Genomic DNA, 15,087 nt, shown 5'->3' on the forward strand with positions numbered 1-15,087 from the left:
TGCCTTGAATAAAACAATAAAAATTTAATGTTACTTGTTCATGGATTGTGTCGGCGCCTTTCCTGGCGCGAGGTTTGGCGCGGTGTTACATGGTCCTGATGGCAAGGTAGAATGGGCGGATCGCAATCCGAGCCCAGGAAACACAGCGTGCCAACACTTGCATCCCGATCGGCGTCTTCGCGTAGAACGCAGGAAGAGCGTAGTCATGCCACGCAAAGCCGGATCATCCGGTCAGCGCTCCGGTTGCTGGAAAAGAAGGGGATTCAGGGCGCCAATCTGCAGGATATTGCTCGCGGAGCCCGGGTGACACTCGGTGCGTTGCAGCATCACTTCGGCAGCCGCCAGGCACTGATGGAGCGTCTTATCGATGAGGTAATGGCGCCCCTTTCCGACGACAGCAGCGTGTGGCCTTTGCCGGCGCTTCCTCTGGAAGAGCGGGCAAAGGCATTCGTACAGGCGGCATGGCATTCCATGTACGGCGCTCCCAGCTACGTCGCTGCGTGGAGCCTGTTCTTTGGCTGCAAAGCTTCGCCGGAACTGTTCGCCCGCATCGGGGCCGGCCGCGCACGCAACGACCCGGTATTTTTCGACCGTTTCGTCGAGCATTTCCCCGAAATCGTGGCTTCCTGTCCGGATCCGCGCCATTGTGCCGGCCTCGTATTCGCGAGCTTGCGCGGAATGGGCGTGCTGAACGTATTTACGGTGTCGACTGAAGAAATCGACGGTCAACTGCAAATGCTGAGCTGGATGATTATTCAGGCCGGCACGCCTGCAAAATCTGGGTGCGCGACTGCCCCGAAGCCCGCGCGCAAGTCGCGAAAGCCCGCCGCCTGAAGCCGCAGGTCAGCGGCGCCGATACTTTTGCCAGACAAAATGACGGGCTCGCCGTCGGGGCGTGGCATGCAAAAACTGATGCAAGGCATTCGCTTTTTTCGATTGCCCCATTTGTTTTGGCTAACTCTAATTCGCTTGCGGGCTGAGCGGACGTCATGTCCGACCGCAGGCCGGTTAGGTCATCGCGACGTCTAACAGCCGGCGAACAATATCCGCTTGATGGGGGAGGGGCGGGTTAGTCCTGGAATCCGGAATTGACTCGAATCACCCTTGTCAGGCTGGTTATTCCGCAGGGACATGACCGAAGAATCCGGATGCCTGACGCAATGGATTGTCGTAGCAAAAGCCCTGGTCTTGATTCAATAATAAGGATTACATATGAGTAAGAAAATCGCTTTGGCTTGCGCTCTTGTTTTCTGTGGGGTGGCCCATGCGCAATCATCGGTGACGCTCTACGGTTTGATCGATGCAGGCATTACCTACACCAACAACCTGACCGGTTCCGCAGGAAACGGCAGCGCGCTGCAGTTTATCTCCGGCTCATCGCAAGGAGACCGCTGGGGACTGAAAGGAGCCGAGGATCTCGGCGGGGGAACCAGGCTGGACTTTGTGCTCGAAAACGGATTCGTGCTCGCCAACGGCAAGCTCGGGCAAGGTGGCCGCATGTTCGGGCTTCAGTCCTACGTCGGCTTGTCAGGACCGTGGGGCGCGCTGACCATGGGACGCCAGTACGACCTGATCGGCTGGATTTTCCCGGCCTATGCCGTGGCATCGAATACGCCTGCCGGATTGCTTGCGTGGAGCCTGCCAACCAACGCGGCGGGCGGATACACGCTCGACAACCGCGTGTGGGGCGACGAAGTCGACAATTCGGTCAAGTACATGTCGCCGAATTTTGGTGGATTTTCATTTGGTGCGATGTACGGCTTTGGCAATATCGCCGGCTCGTTAGGGACCAACAGCAGCACCAATTTCTCTGTCAGCTACGATCATGGGCCGTTCAGCGCAACACTGGCATACATGGCGATTCACAATGTTACGACCTCGGAAAATTCGGTGGAATACGCTGGGGGCGCCGCGTATATGATCGGCAAAGTTCGAATATTCGGGCTCGTCACCGACGTTCAACTTTCCAGCGGAGCAAAGCAGCGAGCGACGACGTTCGAAGGAGGCGCGGCCTATACGCTGCGACCCGATCTCTCGCTCGCTGCCGGCTATCAGTTCCAGAAGCGGAATAACGACGTGGGAAGCGCGAATCAATTGACGTTGAGCGCGGACTATTTTCTTTCAAAACAGACGGACGTCTATCTCGTTGGCGCGCTTGGCCACGATTACGGATATGGTGCTCAGGTTCAAGCCGGCTATGGGTCAGTATCGAGCACGTCGACTCAGGTTGCGGCGCGCGTAGGTCTGCGCCATAAGTTCTAGCGCCATGCTTTCAACAGGAGCAGTTCGTTGCACCTGGTTTCCGGAACTAGGGAGCGCATTGGAATCTCGTGAGAAACGTGCTGCGTCTGTCGAATCATGCTGTTATCCCATTCTGCTTCGGTGTCCGGCGTAGACCTTTCGTGCGTCCAATCTCGGTCAATCTTACGTTCGGCGACCCTTCCAGCAAGTCCCATAATATCTCGCCGCCTACTTCGGCCCTAGCCTGCATGGCGGCGCGATTTTCAAGGTAACTGAGAGCACAAGCGACGGCACATGCGCTGAGGGCCATGTGGCAAAGTCACGCGGTGGCGCGGTGGGCACTCCGCAGACCCAGCCAACATTTTCGCCTGATACGAGGATCGGTTGCGGCCGGATCCGTCGCCCCCCGAGAGAGGCGTGACGATTTGATGGGATTCATGCGATTCGTGGATGTGCTTCCCCCTCGCAGGGAATACCGACGCGATCGTTGAACTGACCGCGGTGCCGGTCAACGATTGGAGGTCGTCCGTCAAGATCGATGCCTCGGCGCACGCGTAGTGTCCAATAACGTAGACGATTCCGTCCAGACTTCCACCGGTCAGGAGTGTCTCTAGCATCGCCTGTCGAATCTCAGCCGACAGCCCAAAGGGTTTTGTTCCGATAAGGGAATCGAGATGGACGAAAGCGCAATGCCTGGTATTTCTTAAGTTGCAAGCAAGTGGAACTGCTGGGCAGCAGAAGCACGGCGTTCTCCGGCGCCTTTCATCTGCCCTTTCTTGATCATATGCATGACCTTGATGGCGCCCAGAAGAATGCGGGCGCAGCGAAAATTCTTGAGCCCCAGCATGGGTCGCGGCGACGCTTGATCGCTCGATGGTCTTGGTCGGGTAACCGCTCGGACCCATGGGTCGAGGTCACATTGACGACCGCACTAGTTTGAGCAAATGAAACTGGATGCAAGGTTCTGGTCGCCGCCGACGTACTTTGGCCACTGCGGATACTCGCACATTGGCCGAGTACGTCCGGCAGATGGCGGGCTAAGGTCGGTAATCGTCAGATTGCGCGGCTCCGTCCCGTTCGTGACCCAGTTGTCCAGGGCGGTCAGACCGTCGTACGAACCGTTGAACTGGCCGCCGGAACCGTGCGCCGCTCCTGGTACCAGGTAGAACTTAAGAAACTGACTGAGCGGACCCTGACCGAACCGCGATACCAGGCGGTTATAGTAATCAATCGTCAGCTGAGCCGGAATGAACTGATCGGCTTGCCCGTGCTGCAGAATTATCTTGCCGCCGCGACTTTGAAATTGTGTCAAGTCAGTGCTCGTGCTATCCATGAGCGCACTTATGGCCTGGACACGTGCTGTCAGTGGCCCAGGATCCGCAGGGTCGAACCCGAGAATGCTCAAGCTAGGATCGCGAGCAATTGCAAACCTGAGCATATCGTTAGAGAACGTATAGAAAAAAGAAGTTTTGCCGTTCACGCCGGGTTCGATCGTGGCATCGGCAGCCGAGGCGCCCCATGCACCGCTGGACCAGAAGTCCGACCCGGAGAAGACGTTGTATGCCGGGAAAGACCGGATTCCGTTTGCCAGATCAAAACTGGTGCTTAAGGGTGTTCCGGCAGTCGTCACCGTAGCAATCTGCGTGTCGGACAGGCAGGCGTCACCGGTATCGGCTCCGCCCGGGCAGCGGATGATCTTCGGGTCAAAGACGCAAGCTGACGGGTTACTGATCAGACCATCGGTGGCGCCGTCCAGCGCATCACACTGCTTCATGACCGCTGCCCGAAGTACCGCCCCCTTGGCAGCGTTGACGTATCCGCCCGGGGACAGGAATGCTTTGGAAATTCTGCCCATCTGAAGCCATAGTCCCGTGATTCCGGACGCGGGGTACGTCGCAATAATGCCGTCGTAGTCCATTGGAAACCGCTGCGCAGCGATCAGAGCCTGGCGGCCGCCGCCTGATCCCCCGATGAAATAACTATGGGCAAACGCCGAGCCGTACCGTGCCTTCGCGACGTAGGCTGCAAAGTCGTGCGTTTTCTTAATGTGGTCCACGGAGTAGTTGGCGAGTGCCTCATCATTTGCTGCAAAGGAACCATCGAAGGAGTTTCCGACGTGGCCACCGTCGCTCCCGAAAGTCACATAACCTCTGCGCAATGGGGTTGTAACACCTGCGGGTTCGGCTGAGCGCGAGAACCCATCGACGGGCGCGCCCGCTGTAGCCGGAATGGACCCGTCAAAGCCCCCGCCTCCGAAGTGAACGGACTTGCCGTTAAAGTTGGTCGGCAGGTCGATCTCCACGCGAATATCGGGCGCCTGGAAATCCACCGGATGTATATTGCCGAGCACTTTGCAGTACTCGCCGCTCGTATTACCGGAGGCCGTTGCTGATACGAATGTCGCGGACGAGATGGTCGCTCCGGTCGTGGGCAACCCGATCGAGGCCGGTGGAACGGTCATGCCAGCCAACTCACTGCACATCGATGCGGGCGTTTTTACAGCCGTGCTAGCCAAGCTGGAGTCATTGCCGCCGCCGCAGCCCGCTGTAATCACAGCTGATACCACTGCCAGGGCACTAACAATCGCCCAGGTACGGTCGATTCCTAACCGAGTTTTCATTCACGTCTCCAAATAGTTCTAACCGTGACTTCCTGCCACGGGTTTATTAATTTTTCGCCTGTTCGAGCCAGTGAATGCAGAAGCAGTGTCAGTCATTTCACGCTCTTAAGCGAGCCTGCGTTCATTTAAGGTACGAGGCGACTCGTTAAGTGTCAAGAAAATCCGAGTTGGGGCAAACCCGTGACTGGCCACCGACTTTCTGCTTCTGATACGCACGGACGCGCCAGAATATGAGTCATCCGCCTGCATGGGAGAGATTCAGCGGGGTTTCGGTCCACATCGAGCGAGGATGCGCTATTTGATTGCGTCCGCGCTGAACTCGCCTGATGTCCGGAGGGATCTGTTTAACGGCGAGCCGCAAAGAAACAGGGTGCGGACGCAAGGCCGATGGGTGCATCCTTTGGAGGGGAGCAGGAGAGAGAAAACGCAGGTGCGACGGCTCGTTTCACTGAGTCTGGAAGCGATATGCTCGCGGAACGTCAGGCGCAAACGATGACGCGCCGACCGCAGGGCACGTATGGGTTGCCTATTTAGGGCTGCCGTACCCGATAACCTCGCTGGAGGCTCAGTCATTTTCGCGCTCACCGACCATTCGGTGCGCTGGCTTGACTTCCCCGGGCCTCCACTGCGCGCGCGGATCGTCGCGAACCGTTGCTCGAGCGTGCCCGAGGACCGCCGTCGCCAAGCCAGCAGAACGGCGGGATTCAGGTTCGCCTAAGGGCGGCTGGAACGCGGAACGAGGGCGATCGTATCGTCCACAGGCTCGAAAGCTAACGGACTGCCGGAGACGCCCCGCAGGCAGAAGCTAATGATCGCAGTTGCATGAGTGGTCATCTCCTGACCATCGTTGGGCGGGTTATTGGTCAGCGGTACCACCAGGCCCTCAAACAGACAGCCGACGATGCAGTCCGCTGACGATCCCGCGCTTTGGAGGGGGAATTCTCCGGCCGATATTCCCTGTTCGATGATGGTCTTGAAGACCCGTGACAATGCACGGTGATAGATCAGACGGGCTGCTTCGACATCCGGTTCGACCGGCTCGGCTACCAATGCGTAGGCGAGGCGTCGACCACGCAAAGCTCTAGAGGCGAACGTCCACGCTGCAGCGCCAAGTCGTTCACGCGCGGTGCCGTCACGCATCGCAATTCCAGCCACAACGTCCACCTCCCGTTGCGCGGTTGTTTTCACGATCTCGACCATCAACTCGGTCTTCGAAGGAAAGTAGCGATACAGAGTCCCAATTGCTATCCCTGCCGCGTCGGCGATGGACGACATCTGAGCTTCGCGGAATCCAGCTTCGGCAACAAGCCCTCGCGCCGCTTTGAGGATCAACGGATATTTGTCTGCTCCGCGACGACGGATGCGCACGCGCGGCACGCCAGCTAAGTGTTGCATTCCAGTTCCGCAGTTTTTCTCTATCTCGGGCTTTCCGGCGTTGGACCGCGACAAAGCGGCACGACCCTATGACGGGCGGGAGTCGCCTGCGCATTATGTCATGACGGGTCGCCCGATCCCGAAAACGACTTCGGCTTTGCGGGAGTCTTCGCTCGGTGTTAATACTGATGCCGGTTCAATTGACAGTTTCCCCACCGACACATATCGTTAACTGTAATTGTGATTCGCTTAATAGCAAACACCGCTATCACGAATGTCGGGGCAAACGTCAGGAGATAGAGATGGATCTAAGCGCGTCGCACACGGACACAGCAAAACGAATACATGAACTGCGTGGCACCTACGGCGATGGGAACGCGAGCCTTGCCTGGTTACTGTGCGACCGACACGATCCTGAAAGTGTCGCGTATGAGATTGTCGACGCAAACCTCACGGTGGAACGATTGACGTACAACGATCTGAAACGGGAGTCGCAAGCGTTCGCTGCGGGACTCGCATCGCTTGGCGTGAGCCCCGGGGATCGTGTCGCAACACTTGCCGGGAAAAGCAGGGAATACCTTATCGCTTTGATGGGTATCTGGAGAATCGGCGCAGTACATGTTCCGCTCTTCACCGCGTTTGCCACCCCTGCCATCGCTCTGCGGTTGTCGGGCAGCAACACGAAGGTAGTTATTTGCGACGCAACGCAGCTATCCAAACTGCTGCCAGATGAGAACGTTCCGGAAACCCCGGCCTATCGGGTGATTGTAATTGGCGGTTCAGACGGGGATATAACGAACGGACTCTTCTGCAGCTTCCAGTCAGTAGTCGAGGCTGACAGTCCGCAGGTAACGCCGGCTGCGCTCGGCGGAGATGCTCCGTTCATTCATATCTGTACATCAGGCACGACCGGTCGCCCAAAGGGCGTGGTCGTTCCAACCCGCGCGCTTGCATCGTTTCACGCCTATGTCGAGTTCGGCATAGGCCTGCGGCACGACGATGTCTATTGGTGCGCCGCCGACCCGGGTTGGGCATACGGGCTCTATTTTGGCATTCTGGGTTCGCTTTGCACCGGCGTCCAGAGCGTTCTTCTTAAGGCTGGTTTTGATGCGCAGACCACCTATCGAGTCCTTACCGAGCGGAATGTCACCAACTTCGCTGCAGCGCCGACGGTCTACCGGTCTCTGCTCTGTTCCGAACATCAACCGCCCGCTGGCCTGAAATTGCGGTGCGCCTCCAGCGCAGGAGAACCGCTCACTCCGGACGTGAACGGATGGGCAGTGGGTGCACTTGGTGTGCAGGTCTTCGATCATTACGGGCAGACGGAGGCAGGCATGCTCATCAATAACCATCATGACGAACGCCTGGCTGGCCCGGTCAAGGAGGGGTCCATGGGCATTCCACTTCCAGGGTGGAAGGCGGTTGTGCTTGACCGGGATGAAGACACCGAGATTGCAACTGGTGAGGTCGGCCGCGTTGCCTTCGTCGTGGAGGATAGTCCCCTGGCATGGTTTCGAGGTTATGAAAAAGACCCTTCGAAGAGCGCCGAGAAGTTCACCGGCGATGGCAAATGGTACCTGTCGGGCGACCTGGGCCGTGCAGACGAGGACGGCTACTTTTTCTTCTCCTCGCGCGAGGACGACGTCATCATCATGGCGGGATATCGGATTGGTCCGTTTGAAGTGGAGTCCGTCATTGCGGCGCATCCGGCCGTTGGAGAGTGCGCCGTGATCGCGGTACCTGACAAGGTTCGGGGAGAAGTCCTCGAGGTTTATGTCGTCCTGCGCCATTCGTACACGCCGGCGCCTGTCATTGAGGCGGAAATCCAGCAATGGGTAAAGACGCACTATGCAGCTCACGCCTATCCTCGCCGCGTTCATTTTGTAGACCAACTCCCAAAAACACCGAGCGGGAAGGTCCAGCGATTTGTATTGCGCGAGGCACGCAAGAAGGAGATCGCAGACGCTCGGTCCGGTACGACGCTGGTCTGACAATCCCAGCACGGTATATAGCGACGATGAATGCAGCGCCCTCGTTTAATGCAGCCGACGCAATCGCGCGACGTCGCTCCGTTAGGAGATTCCTCGACACGAGTGTTGCTGACGCGGACGTGGAAGCCATCCTTAACCTGGCCGCCAGGGCACCATCCGGCACCAATATCCAGCCGTGGCATGTGCATGTAGTGACAGGTAACGCGAAGACCCGACTCTCCAATGCTGTGACTGCCGCAGCTCGGGAAGGCAAGCGTTGTGATGAGTATGCGTACATGCCCGAAACATTGAAGGACATCCACCTTGCACGTCGGCGCAAGGTGGGCCTCGATCTCTACGGACTTTACGGCATCGACCAAGGCGATCGTGCAGCCAGGAAAGAAGCGATGCTTAGGAATTTCGCCTTTTTCGGTGCGCCAGTCGGTCTGTTTTTCACGATGGATCGATACCTTCTTGCCGGCTCCTGGCTTGATAGCGGTATGTTCATGCAAAACGTCATGATTGCGGCGCAATCCATCGGACTCGCTTCATGCCCACAGCAGGCATGGTGCGAGTACGGCAGCATTGTCCACAGGGTCCTCGGTATCGCAGAGGAGCAGATCCTGCTTTCGGGCATGGCCCTCGGCTACGAGGACTGTTCGGCCAATGAAAACAGACTGCGAACGGAACGCGTTCCTGCCGCCGAATTCACGACATACCACAGGAACTGACACATGGCCTGCGGGCGCATTGACTCAGGATTTCTGCTACCAAGCTGCGGCTGTTGCCGCATGTAATTGCTACCCGCCAGCACCTTGGCGCACGAAGGCGCTCGTGTGATCGTAGACGTCGCTCCCGGTCATCTATGGACGACCTGGTCGGGCAGCAGGATTTTGCCGGCGATCTCAGTGCGGCCGCTTCAGCAGAAGAGCTAGCGCGACGCTATCCGGACGTGGAAATTCTGGTCAACAACCTGGGCATCTCCGAGCCCAAGCCGTTTGAAGAGATCCCCGACGCGGCCCGGCATCGGTTCTTCGACGTCAATGTCTTGAGTGGGGTACGCCTAGCCCGCCTGTTTTTGCGTGCGATGAGGCAGGCAAACTGGGGGCGCATCATTTTCATTTCGAGCGAAAGCGCGGTGCAGATTCCAGCTGAAGTGATCCACTACGGGATGACGAAACCCGCGCCGCTGGTGGTCTCGGGCGGGCTCACTGAAGCCGTTGCCGGCACGAGCATTACAGTCAATAGCGTGCTGCCGGGTCCAACGAAATCGCGGGGAGTGGGTGAGTTCGTGGAGACCCTTGCAAAGGCAAACGGCAAATCGTTTGAAGCGCTAAAAAAAGGGGTTCTTCAAGAAGATCCGCCCCACATCGCTCATCAAGCGATTTGGTTCGCCTCCGCAAATCGCGCCGCTCGTGGCCTATATCGTCAGCCCGCTTTTGCCGGCCACGACGGGAGCTGCGTTGCGGGCCGACGGGGGCGCTATAAAAAGCGCCATCTAGACCCACGCCGGCATTGGCCCGGCTTCTCCACATGTTTCCTCGATCAATGTTCCGACGCGACCCGCCCGGCTGAACTGCTCCTTTCGTGTGCCACGTGACGATCGGGCATGGGTCCGGCAAGAGGCATTGAGGCGGATCGTTGAAACGCAACACCCCGGGAATTTCAAAAGCAACAGCCCCTTGACACATCCTTGCTGGACGAGCCTTTGAACGGCAACACACCGCGAGGTGCCTACTTGAACTCGACGTTCGCGTTCCGACGTGTCACGCCATCGCGCTCGCGGTTATCGACCTCATCTCGTTTGAGCCACCCCAGCAATATCTGGCTCGTGCAGCCGATCTTGGGGGCGATGGATTCGATCGCTGCCCACTGTGACGGATACTCGCCCCGATGCTCTTCCACCATGCGCCCTGCACTTTCCCGGACTTCAGCAGAAAATTTGTTCGACTTGTTATGGCCCCATTTTCTCAAGAGTTGGAGCCTCCACCAAATCCGGGGCAGTTCAATCGTATGAGAATTTGACCCTTGAGTCGAAAACTTATTTTGACGCATTGACTTTGGTGCAAGCGCGGCATAAAAATAGGCCAAAGAGTCAAAAATTAGTCCTTCGAGGAGAAAATCGATTAACCCTGTTCCGCATCGAGAGGCTGGAGCGCCGCCCTCACGTGCTATACCAACGAGGGTTGGCGCGCAGGTATGGACGACGTCGGTGGCCGCTACCGCGATCTTCGGACTTATTGTTCCTGATCGTTCAACTTCCTCGACGCTTCTGCAACCAATTCGGTATGCGTTCGAACTTATTGGACACGGGAGTAGCGATTCTGGATTTTGCGATTGGACCGATGTTGCTGCTCTTCGGGATTTCTGCCGGAAATCTCACTGAGCGGTTCAGCCGACGCGTCGTTCTCGGTGTGCGTGCAACGCAGTTTGCCGCAATCGGTTAGCGAGGACTAGATTGGGGCGATAGAGCAATCTACGCCGCCTCTGTCCTGAGAATAGCGCCAAGACGCCGTTGTAGGGCCTCGTCCGCTCGAAACCTCATTAAGAAAAGACTTGCATGAGAGGGAGGCGGGGCGCTGTCGGTGAAGTAGTCACACGTACCACAGACAGGTTCTGCTTTCTGCAATTGAAGTTAGCAAAAGACATATTGTTACAGCGCTGAGTTGGAACCTAGTATCGCCTAAAGGCTAGGGATCGCTTGCTACTGTAGTAGCAACTGGGTTGATTACTAAAACTTAGAGACGGGTTCATCAAGCTGCTCAGGACGTAGCAGAGCGTTCCAGTTGAACGAACAGAAGCGGAGGTCGAAGAACGGTGCACGGATGTCGGCGCGACGTTCGGACGGGTGGAGACAGTGGAAGTAATGCAACCAGGCATAAATGCGCTCTCCGGTCCAGCGGGAATTTCCCGGACCGCCTGCGGCGACGTTGTGAGCAGCAACTCATGCAGCCGGACCGGCGCGACTGTAGCCGCCCGCCGGTCTTGCAGACGTCGTCAGCAGGCTGTATCGGAACCGCATCCCATGTCGATGGCCAGGTCGCCCCAACGGAATTGTGTCTTGAAGACAAACAGCACTCCGGTAGGCGCTGCAAGATTGGTTGCCGTAAGCGGTCGCTGGTTCTACTCGCACCGAAGTCAGGTAGCGATAACAGCGGTTCGATCAAAGCACTTGTTTCGTCGCGGAGGTCCGACTTTCCTCTTGCCTATTGTTTTAGACTCCGCTGCTCAGCTGTCAAAAGGTAGTGGCTCGACGCAAAAGAAAACCAACTATCAGGCATTTGAAAATGTTATTAGTAGTGCGAGGTATCTAATTTTGGTCTATCGGTGCGGGGGCAAGTCGCTACAAATATTAACGTGAAGTCGACGATGACCGCGTGCGATTTCGAAGTTGCGCTCGACGCTACGGAGCAACCGTGCGAAGAGAAGTTTTGTGAACTGAAATGACGTTAAGCATAGATGTTGCCAATGACCTGAGTTGATAGGCCGACCGAGACACGTTGTGATCTCGAGCAGCAAGGAGACGGGCGAGTAAAGCACGAATCGAAAGGAGAATTGTGATGAAGAAGTGCAGAGTTAAAGTTGTGTCCGCTATCGCAGCCGCTGTATTGCTCGCGGTCGGGACTGCTGTCGCAGCGGAAGATCTCACGCCCGAGGGCGCTGAACGCGCAGCGAGCACGGACGGTGCCGTGCCGGCCTATGCAGGAAAGCAGTCGCCGGCACCCGGCTGGGAGTGGGGGAAAGTCCGCGGGGATTTCTGGAAGCACAAGGATGAGAAGCCGCTTTATTCGATTGACGCGTCGAATGTCGACAAGTACGCCAATATGCTTTCGACAGGTCAGATCCAGCTGATCAAGCAGAAGAAGGGCTATCGGATGGACGTCTATCCGTCACACCGCGAATGCCAGTTACCGGAGGTCGCAGCCGAAAATTCCAAGGCAAATCTCACGACGGCAAAACTCGCTGCGGATGGCGAGACGATTCAGACAGCAACCTTTCCCGGCGTCGCGTTTCCGCAGCCGAAGAACGGCGCCGAGGCGATCTTGAACTTTACGTCGCGGTATCGGGGCGAGGGCATGGAATGGCCGATGGATTACACGGCTACTTCTCCGCGCCCGGGCGGCAGCGAATGGATCGAGGAAACCGGTCCTCAAACCATGTATTTCCCGTCAGGAAAGCTTGGCAAGACGACGCCGCAGGAAGTCGATCAGCTGAATACGGGGCAGTACGGTGTGGTTGTTACGCCGGCGGCATTGGCGGGCGAGGCGTTGGTTCAGCGCCAGTATTTCGACAAGGATGCAGAATCATATTACTACTTCACCGGACAGCGTCGCGTGAGGCGGATGCCGGCCTATACGCACGATGCGCCGATTATCGGTTTCGAAAATCAGTATCTGATGGATGAATTCAACATGTTCCAGGGTTCGATCGACCGGTTTAACTGGAAGCTCGTCGGGAAGCGGGAGATGATTGTCCCCTACAACGACTTCGGAATGTACAGATTCAACGACAAGCCGCGCGACGTCGCTACGCTGGACGGTATCGCGGCCGATCATCGGCGCTACGAAGCGCATCGCGTCTGGGTCGTCGAAGCGACGCTCAAGCCGAGCGCCCGCCACGTCGATTCGAAAAAAGTCTTCTATCTGGACGAGGACAGCTGGTTGGCGCTCGTCGGTGAGGACTACGACGCGCAAGGCAAGCTGTGGAAGGTACGTGAAAGCTACCCGATCCCTGTGTGGGAATTGGGTGGCGCCTGCGATAACCAACCGATGGTGCAATACGACTTGATCGATGGGCGTTACGTATTCGATTCATCCACCACGGGTCAAGGTAAAGACCTTCACTGGTATCAGCAGATCAACGATCCACGTTTCAAGGCGAGCTTCTACACCGCGGAATCGCTGCGGTCAGTCAGCGAGCGCTGAAAGTCGTTGCGTTAATTAAAAAAGTGAGTCGACGCGCCCGATACGCGCGTCGGCGCGCACGGCGGATGAGGAGGGGAGGCAATGATGAAGCGGAGTTTCAAACTGAGCACAATGTCGCTTGCTGTCGTTGCAGCGGCAACGTCAAATGCGTACGGCTACGATTTCACGACAGGAGTTAGCGATCTGACCGGATCGTGGGTGAGTAACGTCACGGCAGGCATGGGGATCCGAACGAAAAACCCGGCCTGTTTTCTCACAGGTGACCCGAACGCCTTCGATTGCGGCGCGGGGGCGAACATCAATCAATGGGCCGGCAATGACGGCGATCTGAATTACCGCAAGGGGCAGCCGTACAGCGCGTCCTTGAGCCTAACTAGCGAACTGCTGCTGAAGATGCCGAGCCAAGGGCTGAAGTTCATGATCCGCGGCACGGGGATGTATGACTTTGCAGCTGGACATACCGACCGAACGGCTTTGAGCAGCACCGCTGCGGCACAGGTCGTCTACAACGCTGAACTGCTCGACCTGTGGGGTGAAAAAGACTTCACTATAGACGGGCGCGGCGCTCACGTACGACTGGGTAACCAGGTGATCAATTGGGGTGAAAGCATATATGCATCAGGTGGTATCAACGCCACCAACTCACTTGACATCCAGAAGTTGTTGGTTCCCGGCACTCAACTAAAGCAGGCGCTGCTGCCCGCGCCGATGGTGAGTTTTGCTGCGGATCTCTCACATGGGCTCAGCACAGAAGCCTACTACCAGTTTCAATGGAACGGAAACCGTTACCCCCCTGTGGGGTCGTTCTGGGCGACCTCGAACAGTTTTGGCCGTGGCGCGGGCCCGGCGACGGCCAACACGAACAATTACAACGTAGGCGGGCCCAGTGCGGGCACGATTGCGAGTACGATCGGCGGCCCGAGTGCAGCGGGCAATCAGGATACAGTCAATTCGATCAACGGTGGTCTTGTTAATGGTGTGTATGCCGGGGCACCGTTTTTCTCTCAAGGCTATCCTACTGATTGGCAGGCGCCATCGAAGTACAAGCCGCAATTCGGCTTCAAATTCAACTTCGCGCCAAGTTCGTTCGGCGCGAACTTTGCGTTCTATTACCTGAACTATACCGATAAGTCGCCCGTAGTGTCGTCGTCTGCGGATGGGACTACGCACTACTCGTATCTCGATAACCGCCAGCTTTTCGGTCTGAGTTCGAACTTCGGGATTGGCGACTGGGCGATTGGTACAGAAGCGTCGTATCGGCCGCGTGACGCCGTCTCACTGTCGGCCTGTTATGGCGCTGGTGGACCACTCGATCTGAACACCAACGGCGTGTCGGGCATCAATTGCCAGCAGTGGATCGACAAGAAGAAATTCCAGTTCGACGTCAACGGCATCCTCTCACTATCGCGTAGCGACTACCCGTTCCTCAAGCTGTTCGGAGCTGATGCGGCCGCGCTGACGTGGGAACTGACTTGGATCTATTACCCGGGAGTGACCGGAAGCAGCTTTACGCGGACGATGAACGGCCAAACCGTCATGCAGGTTCCGTCGGCGGCCTATTGGCCGTGGCTGAATAATGGCTCAAGCCTGGGGTACCCGATCGGAATGGCGCAGGGCACATCCAGTTCAGTGGGCGCGACGATCGATTTCAACTGGACCTACGACGGGACGTTGATCCCCGGCTGGCAGGTGACGCCGGGTGTGACTTTCACGGACGGCCTTTATGGGTACACGCCTTCGTGGAGCGCAAACTATTCGCAGGGCGCCAAATCTGTGAACCTTTACGTCCTATTTAATCAGAATCCCACGGTGTGGCAGGCGGGCGTTAATTTCACCGCGTTCTTCGGTGGCCACAACAACGTTGGTCAACCATACACAGACCGAAATTTCGTCGGGATATTCGCCACTCGGAACTTTTGACCGATGGACTGGTGAAGGACGGCGAACCGCGTACGTT

9 protein-coding genes and 2 pseudogenes are annotated in these 15,087 nt (G+C 57.2%); 7 read left to right on the forward strand and 4 right to left on the reverse strand.

Features of this window, described 5'->3' with window-relative positions; translation table 11 throughout:
- Nucleotides 1-147: 147 nt before the first annotated feature.
- Together B0G76_RS41730 and B0G76_RS41735 are read left to right on the forward strand one after the other, a co-directional pair.
- Nucleotides 148-834 (forward strand): TetR/AcrR family transcriptional regulator, encoded by a 687-nt coding sequence (locus B0G76_RS41730; RefSeq protein WP_259461001.1) that lies wholly within the window; start codon nucleotides 148-150, stop codon nucleotides 832-834.
- A gap of 378 nt (nucleotides 835-1,212) precedes the next feature.
- Nucleotides 1,213-2,262: a porin gene (locus B0G76_RS41735; RefSeq protein ID WP_120298544.1), complete on the forward strand. Its 1,050-nt coding sequence runs from the start codon at nucleotides 1,213-1,215 to the stop codon at nucleotides 2,260-2,262.
- 682 nt (nucleotides 2,263-2,944) lie between these two features.
- Here B0G76_RS41735 and B0G76_RS41740 read toward each other — a convergent pair.
- The 3 genes and pseudogenes from B0G76_RS41740 to B0G76_RS41750 form a co-directional block, all read right to left on the reverse strand.
- Nucleotides 2,945-3,126, reverse strand: a pseudogene (locus B0G76_RS41740) (IS6 family transposase); the annotation flags it as partial.
- 46 nt (nucleotides 3,127-3,172) lie between these two features.
- Nucleotides 3,173-4,861 carry a tannase/feruloyl esterase family alpha/beta hydrolase gene (locus B0G76_RS41745; RefSeq protein ID WP_120298545.1) on the reverse strand — a complete coding sequence of 563 codons (1,689 nt, stop codon included), beginning with the start codon at nucleotides 4,859-4,861 and terminating at the stop codon, nucleotides 3,173-3,175.
- 714 nt (nucleotides 4,862-5,575) lie between these two features.
- Nucleotides 5,576-6,256, reverse strand: a complete 681-nt coding sequence (locus tag B0G76_RS41750; RefSeq protein WP_120298546.1) for a TetR/AcrR family transcriptional regulator — start codon at nucleotides 6,254-6,256, stop codon at nucleotides 5,576-5,578.
- A gap of 281 nt (nucleotides 6,257-6,537) precedes the next feature.
- Here B0G76_RS41750 and B0G76_RS41755 point away from each other — a divergent pair, with 281 nt between their 5' ends.
- The 3 genes from B0G76_RS41755 to B0G76_RS41765 all read left to right on the forward strand — a co-directional run bounded on the left by B0G76_RS41755 (nucleotide 6,538) and on the right by B0G76_RS41765 (nucleotide 9,805).
- Nucleotides 6,538-8,226: an AMP-binding protein gene (locus tag B0G76_RS41755; protein WP_120298547.1), complete on the forward strand. Its 1,689-nt coding sequence runs from the start codon at nucleotides 6,538-6,540 to the stop codon at nucleotides 8,224-8,226.
- A 26-nt stretch (nucleotides 8,227-8,252) separates the two neighbouring features.
- Nucleotides 8,253-8,936 (forward strand): nitroreductase, encoded by a 684-nt coding sequence (locus tag B0G76_RS41760; RefSeq protein ID WP_120298548.1) that lies wholly within the window; start codon nucleotides 8,253-8,255, stop codon nucleotides 8,934-8,936.
- Nucleotides 8,937-9,070: 134 nt separating this feature from the next.
- The gene (locus B0G76_RS41765) at nucleotides 9,071-9,805 is read left to right on the forward strand and encodes an SDR family oxidoreductase (protein WP_259461002.1); all 735 of its coding nucleotides are present in this window, start codon (nucleotides 9,071-9,073) and stop codon (nucleotides 9,803-9,805) included.
- 164 nt (nucleotides 9,806-9,969) lie between these two features.
- Here B0G76_RS41765 and B0G76_RS41770 read toward each other — a convergent pair.
- Nucleotides 9,970-10,113, reverse strand: a pseudogene (locus B0G76_RS41770) (IS3 family transposase); the annotation flags it as partial.
- A 1,652-nt stretch (nucleotides 10,114-11,765) separates the two neighbouring features.
- Here B0G76_RS41770 and B0G76_RS41775 point away from each other — a divergent pair.
- Entirely contained in the window at nucleotides 11,766-13,130 is a 1,365-nt protein-coding gene (locus B0G76_RS41775) for a DUF1329 domain-containing protein (protein WP_120298549.1), read from the forward strand.
- 81 nt (nucleotides 13,131-13,211) lie between these two features.
- Complete coding sequence (locus tag B0G76_RS41780; protein ID WP_409076788.1) at nucleotides 13,212-15,050, forward strand: DUF1302 domain-containing protein; 1,839 nt, start codon at nucleotides 13,212-13,214, stop codon at nucleotides 15,048-15,050.
- Nucleotides 15,051-15,087: the final 37 nt, after the last annotated feature.

The organism is Paraburkholderia sp. BL23I1N1, assembly GCF_003610295.1.
Classification (GTDB): Bacteria; Pseudomonadota; Gammaproteobacteria; order Burkholderiales; family Burkholderiaceae; genus Paraburkholderia.

Bases quoted from the DNA above. Each gene is read 5' to 3' on its own strand.
- B0G76_RS41765 (WP_259461002.1), top strand. From the start codon at position 9,071: ATGGACGACCTGGTCGGGCAGCAGGATTTTGCCGGCGATCTCAGTGCG.
- B0G76_RS41750 (WP_120298546.1), bottom strand. From the start codon at position 6,256: ATGCAACACTTAGCTGGCGTGCCGCGCGTGCGCATCCGTCGTCGCGGA.
- B0G76_RS41760 (WP_120298548.1), top strand. From the start codon at position 8,253: ATGAATGCAGCGCCCTCGTTTAATGCAGCCGACGCAATCGCGCGACGT.
- B0G76_RS41745 (WP_120298545.1), bottom strand. From the start codon at position 4,861: ATGAAAACTCGGTTAGGAATCGACCGTACCTGGGCGATTGTTAGTGCC.
- B0G76_RS41780 (WP_409076788.1), top strand. From the start codon at position 13,212: ATGATGAAGCGGAGTTTCAAACTGAGCACAATGTCGCTTGCTGTCGTT.
- B0G76_RS41755 (WP_120298547.1), top strand. From the start codon at position 6,538: ATGGATCTAAGCGCGTCGCACACGGACACAGCAAAACGAATACATGAA.
- B0G76_RS41775 (WP_120298549.1), top strand. From the start codon at position 11,766: ATGAAGAAGTGCAGAGTTAAAGTTGTGTCCGCTATCGCAGCCGCTGTA.
- B0G76_RS41735 (WP_120298544.1), top strand. From the start codon at position 1,213: ATGAGTAAGAAAATCGCTTTGGCTTGCGCTCTTGTTTTCTGTGGGGTG.